This window comes from Edaphobacter sp., assembly GCF_035763405.1.
Taxonomy (GTDB): domain Bacteria; phylum Acidobacteriota; class Terriglobia; order Terriglobales; family Acidobacteriaceae; genus Edaphobacter.
Genome location: NZ_DASUBE010000130.1, coordinates 1 through 6,902 on the forward strand (window position 1 = coordinate 1; position 6,902 = coordinate 6,902).

The 6,902-nt window shown below is 60.5% G+C and carries 2 protein-coding genes; one reads left to right on the plus strand and one right to left on the minus strand.

The features are described from left to right. Window positions 1-210: 210 nt before the first annotated feature. Window positions 211-2,847 carry a TonB-dependent receptor domain-containing protein gene (locus VFU66_RS12795; RefSeq protein ID WP_326446651.1) on the minus strand — a complete coding sequence of 879 codons (2,637 nt, stop codon included), beginning with the start codon at window positions 2,845-2,847 and terminating at the stop codon, window positions 211-213. Window positions 2,848-3,849: 1,002 nt separating this feature from the next. Between VFU66_RS12795 and gyrA the strand changes: the two genes are divergently transcribed. Then, entirely contained in the window at window positions 3,850-6,561 is a 2,712-nt protein-coding gene (gene gyrA / locus VFU66_RS12800) for a DNA gyrase subunit A (RefSeq protein WP_326446652.1), read from the plus strand. The last annotated feature ends 341 nt before the right edge of the window (window positions 6,562-6,902 follow it).

Sequence of the window (6,902 nt, forward strand, 5' to 3'; positions counted from 1 at the left end):
TGCTGAAGAAGTCCGTTTTGCTTAAGGGCACGGCTTCAGCCGTGCCGCAAGTACCGCAAAATCAGCGCGGCTTTAGCCGCTGAGGTACGCCTTTCTCTTCGCCAATGACTTTTTCAGCACCCTCTTTAGCCCCTGAGGGAATCTTCGCGGACTTAATCAGACCTTCCTTAAAGCCAGAGGGCTGAAGGCCCGACTCATCAACCGCCGGCACTAAAACTTGAAATTCACTCCAACCAGCGCACTCACGCCGGGCCCCGGCACCAGATGGCTGGGATGCGGCAGATCAATATAAAACCTGTTCATCAGGTTGTAGACATTCGCCTGCAACTCCAGCCTGTCGGTCACAGGCCGCCGCAGCATCGCGTTGAAGACCCAGTATCCCGGAACCTGTTTCATCGCCGTCGCCAGCACCTCGTAGCACTTCGTCGCCGTCGCGCCACACGGAGCCGTCCCCGGAGCAAACGTCTGCGCCGGACCATAAGCCGTCGGCACAAACGGCACCGTCGAACTCGCCGTCCTCGCGGCCACATAGTTGCCGCCCAGTCCCGCATTCAGCCGCAGCGGCAGCCTGTGCGTCACAAACAGATTGAACGTCTGCTTCGGCACATTCGCCAGCGGAAACCCAACCGCCGTCGGGAAAAACTTCGAGAAGATCACCGCGCTATCCAGATACGCATAGCCCGCGACAATATCCATCCCCTCCGGCATCCGCCCTACCACGCTCATCTGCACGCCCTTCACCAACTGGTTGCCCGCCAGAACAATGTTGTTCGAGTTCGTCGGGTCCGTCTCGCGCGCATTGTCCTTCTCTGTGCGAAAGAATGCGCCATCCAGCATCAGGTGTTCATTCAGGAAGTTCCATTTCGTCCCCGCCTCATACGTCTGGTTCTCCTCCGGCGGCAGAATCGACGTGCTCACACTCAGCGAGAGCGACTCCGCCGAAGGGTTGAAGCTCGTGCCGTAATCGAAGTACACACTCCCGCGCGCCGAAGGCTTATACACCAGCGCCGCGCGATACGAAGGCTCGGCCACCACCTGCGAGATCGGCCCAATCGGAGCCGAAACCGTGCCGCCCGCCGGAGGCTTCGGCTGGTACAGGCTGAACCGCGTATCGAACCGGTCCCACCTTACGCCGCCGCTCGCCTCAAACAACCGACCCAGCTTGATCGTGTCCACAAAGTACAGCCCCACGCTCTCCGACTTCGTATGCACAATCGACGAGACATATCCCGTCCCGCTGAACGGCCCATCCTCATCCGGACCAAGCAGCGTAGTCGGCGCAACCGAATTAATTTTGTTGATCGTGTAACTCGTCCGGACGGGGTTCGAGATCTCCTGCCCACCCTCCACGCCAGCCACCAGCGTGTGTCTCAACCGGAGTGCGCGGAAGTGGGCGACGACCTCCGTCTGGTCCCACAGATCGCCCTCCACGCTCTTCACCTGAATCTGGTTCCGATTCACCGTCGTGATCGCGCTCGCAGGCGTCGTGTCCGTATAAGGACACGCCACCGCCGGGTTGTATGCCAGGGTCGGCAGCGACGAGACGAACCCGCCCACCCGAACGCTCTCCTTCGCATTCGAGCAGAGCTGCGGCTCCGTAATCTGCGCCTGCCTCGGATAGTTCGCCGCCCGCGCAATCGTATGCAGCGTCACGTCCGACGAAAAATCATGCGACACCCTCAGCGTCAGAATGTCATCGTTCGTCTTCAGGTAGTTGTTATCGGCAAACCCAAAGTAGCTGTGCCGGTCCACACCCTGCACCAGCGCATGGTTCAGCCACGGCAGTCCGTAATCAGGAGTGTCGTCTTCTGAAAGATGCAGGTAGCTCACCGTCGCGCGCGTCGGCGTCTCCATGCCAATCGAGATCGAAGGCGCAATACCAAACCGCCGCACCTCCGCCACGTCGCGCCCGGCCACGCCGCCCTGCTGCGCCATCACATTCAACCGCGCGGCCGCGCCGCCCAGCGTATCGCCCAGCGGAGCATTCAAGTCCACCGTCACCCGCCGCGTCTGGTCTGTGCCGAACTGCGCCCCCACGTGGGCGAAGCGGTCCATCGTCGGCGCCTTGCTCTCCTGATTGATCACGCCGCCCGTCGATCCGCGCCCGAACTCAACACCCGCCGGGCCTTCCAGCGCCTCCACCTGCTCGTAATTAAAGGAGTCGCGGTAGTAGCTGCCAAAGTCGCGGATACCGTCCAGAAAAATATCGTTCCGCGCCGTAAAGCCGCGAATCGTCAGGTTGTCGCCCTGCGCGCCGCTCTCACCCGCCGCCAGGCTGATGCCCGGCACGTTCCGCAGCGTGTCGCGCAGCGTCGAAACCCCTTCCGCCTTTGTCACAAACGTCGGCACCACGCTCACGCTCTGCGGCGTGTCCAGCAGCGGCTGGGTAAACTTCGTCATCGCCACATCGTTCCGCGCCGCCGCCGTCACCGAAACCGTGTCCCGCGCCTCCACTCCCACCACCATCGTCGAACCATCTTCCATGCGGAAGCTCAGGCCGGTGCCATCCAGCAGCAGCCGCAGCGCCTCATCCTCACGGTAGAGTCCCGCAACACCCAGCGTCGTAAATCCGGCCAGCGTCCCGGCAGGAAGCGTCACCTTCACCTTCAACCCGGTCGTCTTCTCGTAGTTCGCAAGCGCCGCATCCAGCGGCCCCGCAGCAATGTTGAACCGCTTCAGCGGCAGCGTCGCGCCCGGCGCACCGGCCCCGCTCGGGTCAACCTTCTCCGCGGCCCGCGCCACACGCGATCCGCCCATCGCCGCGTATGCCGCCAGCGTCCCCACAGCAACCCATCCACGCGCCTTGCCAAACTTCGCCCGCTTCCTGCTCTGCCGTCCATGCTTCATCTACTTCACTCTCTCCTTGAAAAAAAGCGCAGAAATCCTATTGACCGCCGAACCCGAAGTCCGCAGCCGCTATCGTTTACCTTTCCGGTTTAGGGTGCTATCTGTCCGGTTTTGGGGGGCTGCAATACGCCGTCATTCTGAGCGCAGCAGCCTGCCCTGAGCGAAGCCGAATGGGAACAATCCCCGCATTCTGTTCGCGGTGCCAAAGTCCTCGCCCCAGAGAAGCGTCCGACCGGCACCAAAACGTCTCAACCTCAAAGAAACCTCTTTAGGGAACCTCTGATTAAGTCTTCGCTTTGAAGGGGCGTGGCTTCAACCACGCCATCACGTCCCTCAATGCGATGGGGCTTTAGAGGGTACTGAAAAAGTCCGTTTTGCTTAAGGGCACGGCTTCAGCCGTGCCGCAAGTACCGCAAAATCAGCGCGGCTTTAGCCGCTGAGGTACTCCTTTCTCTTCGCCAACGACTTTTTCAGCACCCTCTTGAGCCCCTGAGGGAATCTTCACGGATTTAATCAGACCTTCTTTAGAATCATCCAACTCCCCGAATATACGACATGAACAGTCCTATATCAACAAAAATATACGACAAAATCAGTCCTCGATTGGTCTGGTCAACCTAAGTCATTCATCCGAAAGGCTAAAAGCTGCCACGAAAATTCTTCTCGTCAAAACCCGGCAAATAGCCACGTCAAGCCCCTCTCGCTTGCATCCACCGCGTAGGCCATTCAATTAAAGCGAATTACCGGCACGCCCAACCTGGCGGGCCAGTTTCACCCGCTCCAGTAAAATAAGAAGAGAGAGAATATCCGGCTCATGTGCCGTCGTCCTGAAGACCTCCCACCGGTGTTAATCATTTAGTACCCCCAGGGGGGATACCCCCTATCTAAGTCCAATGTTCAAAGGAATTTGGGTATGAGATACCCCGGGGGGGGCCTGCGAGAGAAGCCTCGTCAGCATCCCCAGTCGCCCGTCAAAACCCTCTATAATAGAGACACACCGACATGGCAGACGAACAGAACCCGCAACTCCCCCTGAACCCTGAAAATCCAGACAACCCCAACGGCTCGGTCCACGGCCGGGGTGCCGCCTTCATGCTCTCGATCAACGTCGAGGAGGAGATGCGCCGGTCGTATCTCGACTACTCCATGTCCGTCATCATCGGACGCGCCCTGCCCGACGTCCGCGACGGCCTCAAGCCCGTCCACCGCCGCGTCCTCTACGGCATGCAGGAGATGGGTCTCCAGTTCAACAAGAAGCACACCAAAGCCTCCAAGGTCGTCGGTCACGTCATGGGTAACTTCCACCCTCACGGCGACGCCGCCATCTACGACACCATGGTCCGTCTCGCGCAGCCCTTCAGCCTGCGCTACCCGCTCGTCGACGGACAGGGCAACTTCGGCTCGGTCGACGGCGACCCACCCGCCGCGATGCGTTACACCGAAGCGCGCCTCACCCGCATCGCCGGCGAGATGCTCGCCGACATCGACTCCGACACCGTAGACTTCACTCCCAACTACGACGAGTCTACCCTCGAACCCACCGTCCTCCCCGCACGCATCCCGAACCTGATCGTCAACGGCTCAGGCGGCATCGCCGTCGGCATGGCGACCAACATTCCGCCGCACAACCTGACCGAAGTCGTCAACGCAGCCATCGCGCTCATCTCGAAAGAAAAAGGCGAAACGCGCTCCGACCTCGAACTCGTCCTCGAACACGTCAAAGGCCCGGACTTTCCCACCGGCGGCTACATCTTCGGCAAGAGCAACATCGCCCAGACGTACAAGACCGGCCGCGGCCGCTTCATCATGCGTGCCAAGTGCTCGATCGAGAACATCTCCGGCGGACGCCAGGCCATCATCGTCACCGAGATCCCCTACCAGGTCAACAAAGCCAAGCTCATCGAGCGCATCGCCGACCTCGTCAACGAAGGCGTCATCACCGACATCGCCCGCGACGAGTTCCGCGACGAGAGCGACCGCGACGGCATGCGCATCGTCATCGGCCTCAAGCGCGGAGCCGAGCACCAGATCGTCCTCAACCAACTCCACAAGCACACCCAGATGCAGGAGTCCTTCTCGATGATCTTCCTGGCCGTCCACAACGGACAGCCAAAAGAGCTTCCGCTCGACGCAGCCATCCGCGCCTTCCTCGATCACCGCATCGAGGTCGTCCGCCGCCGCACCGCCTTCCTGCTCGGCAAAGCACGCGACCGCGAGCACATCCTGCTCGGCTACCAGATCGCGCTCGACCACCTCGACAACGTCATCAAGACCATTCGCCAGTCGGGCAGCCGTGTCGAAGCCCGCGAAAACCTCTTCCAGTACTTTTCCGGCAAGAAGATCAACCTGCGCGGCACCGAACTGAAAGGCGTCACGCTCGATCCGAAGAAGTACAACGTCGACATGACGTTCTCGACGACCGGCACGCTCATCCTTAGCTACCGCCAGGTCGATGCGATCCTCGAACTGCAACTCTATCGCCTCACCCAGCTCTCCATCGACGAGCTGCTCAAGGAGCTCGCCGAAGTCCGCGACAACATCACCGAGTTCGAGTCCATCCTCGCCAGCGAGAAGAAGCTGCGCCGCGTCATCATCAAGGAGCTTGAAGAGGTCCGCGACAAGTACGGCGACGCCCGCCGCACCCAGATCGTCGACGAGACCGCCGAACTCCAGCTCGAAGACCTCATCGCCGACGAGCAGGTCGCCGTCACCATCTCCAACACCGGCTACCTCAAGCGCACGCCCATCTCCACCTACCGCCAGCAGCGCCGCGGAGGCACGGGCCGTCTCGGCATGAAGACGCGCGACGAAGATTTCGTCGCCCAGCTTATTGTCGAATCGACGCACGCCTTCCTGCTCTGCTTTACCAACACCGGGCGCGTCTACTGGCTCAAAATCTACGAGATTCCCGACGTCGGCGCCGCAGGCAAGGGCAAGGCGATGGCCTCGCTCATCGCCCTCCAGCCCGGCGAAAAGATCGTCACCATCCTCGGTATCCGCGACCTGAACGAAGCCGGCAAATACATCTTCTTCAGCACCAAAAACGGCACAGTCAAGAAGACCCCGCTTACCGACTTCTCGAACGTCATGTCGCGCGGCATCATCGCCATCGGCGTCGACAAGGACGACGAGCTGATCGGCGTCCGCGTCACCGACGGCCACCAGGTCGTCTTCCTCGCCACGCACGAGGGCCAGGCCATCCGCTTTGACGAGAACGATGTCCGCTCGATGGGCCGCCCTGCCTTCGGCGTCAAAGGCATCACGCTCCGCAAGCAGGACTACGTCGTCGGCCTCGCCGTCACGCCGTCCGAAGAGGCCCGCAAGAAGCGCCAGCAGGAACTCAAGGCGGAGGGCAAGGACATCACCCCATGCCTTATCCTCTCGGTCTCTGAAAACGGCTTCGGCAAGCGCACCGACGTGGACGAGTACCGCCTCCAGTCACGCGGCGGCTCGGGCGTCATCAATATGAAGACCACGCCCAAGACCGGCAAGGTCTCAAGCATCCAACTCGTCGACGACACCAGCGAGCTGATGGCCATCAGCCAGTTCGGCAAGATCATCCGCATCGATACCAATTCGATCCGCGCCGCCGGCCGCAGCACCCAGGGCGTCAAGCTCCTCAACCTCGAGTCCGACGACAAAGTAGCCGCCGCCGTAGTCATCCCACCCGATGAAGCCAAAACCCTGCCCGAAGAGGGAACATTGCTGCAATAGCTGAAAACGAACCTGTTGAATCTGGGAGACGGGCTTGTGCGAATTGATCTCGCTACAACAATCCAACGGGTTCAAAATATCGGGCAGACCAAAGGTGCGGGTCTCAATCCTTCCAAATGGAGACAGCGATACTCAATATCTATGCGTAGCCTGTCTCGCATAATTTCCTCTCGTTCGATCATCTGTCTTGGACTTTCACTCGCGCCGTTGATGCAATTTGCGCAATCTCCCCCGGCAGCGAAAGCTCTTACACCGCAAGCATCATCGCCCGCACCGCAGAATCCATCTCCGATGGTGGAGCACACGCGAGCGCATCTACGCCTCACCAAAGAATCGCCGCC

What these genes read in the sequence shown, in the direction of transcription:
- VFU66_RS12795 (WP_326446651.1), bottom strand. Translation starts at nt 2,847, where the DNA reads ATGAAGCATGGACGGCAGAGCAGGAAGCGGGCGAAGTTTGGCAAGGCG.
- gyrA (WP_326446652.1), top strand. Translation starts at nt 3,850, where the DNA reads ATGGCAGACGAACAGAACCCGCAACTCCCCCTGAACCCTGAAAATCCA.